Here is a 704-nt window from a genome sequence, read left to right as displayed (position 1 = left end):
GCAAGTTACTACGTCCTTCATCGCCTCTGACTGCCAAGGCATCCACCGTGTACGCTTAGTCACTTAACCATACAACCCCAAGAGGTCTTGCGTATGGACAAACAACCAAGGTGACTCTCGTTAAAGAGTCGGTTCATCTTTCGATGAACGGTTTTTCGCCGGACTCAAATATGTTCATCTTTCGATGAAACCAASAACACTTGAATGTGTTTGGTGTTAATTCCGAAGAATTAACGTTTTGAGAACTTTTGTTTCGTTACCTCTCGGGTAGAGAGATAAGAAACAGATTTCAATTTATTCCCTCTCTATACAGAGAAGTCATAAATCTACTAGTCAGCTTTCCAGATTTTTAAAGAGCAAAGTGTGTTTTCTCTCAAACAGAGAGTGGAACCACTTTCTAACAACTCTCAGACACAAAAAGTCACACCCAATCAAAGCATTTGCTTATGGGTCTGCGATTCCGTTGCAGAGAATTTTTAGAGAGTGGTGGGCGATACCGGGCTCGAACCAGTGACCCCCTCCTTGTAAGGGAGGTGCTCTCCCAACTGAGCTAATCGCCCACAATAAGTTTTACATCCCCTGTGGAGGAGATGGTGGGTCGTGTAGGATTCGAACCTACGACCAATTGATTAAAAGTCAACTGCTCTACCAACTGAGCTAACGACCCGTGGCGTCCCATAGGGGAGTCGAACCCCTGTTACCGC

General features: G+C 45.1%; 2 tRNA genes. Both read right to left on the bottom strand.

What is annotated here, in order from left to right:
• Positions 1-484 precede the first annotated feature (484 nt).
• Positions 485-560: transfer RNA gene (locus L4D06_RS25455), tRNA-Val, on the bottom strand.
• Between the two features lie 31 nt (positions 561-591).
• Positions 592-667 (bottom strand) — tRNA-Lys (locus tag L4D06_RS25450).
• Between the last annotated feature and the right edge of the window lie 37 nt (positions 668-704).

The organism is Enterovibrio makurazakiensis, assembly GCF_050336585.1.
Taxonomy (GTDB): Bacteria; Pseudomonadota; Gammaproteobacteria; order Enterobacterales; family Vibrionaceae; genus Enterovibrio; species Enterovibrio gelatinilyticus.
Note: the sequence above shows the minus strand (reverse complement) of the source record. Positions and strands in the feature narration are given on the sequence as shown.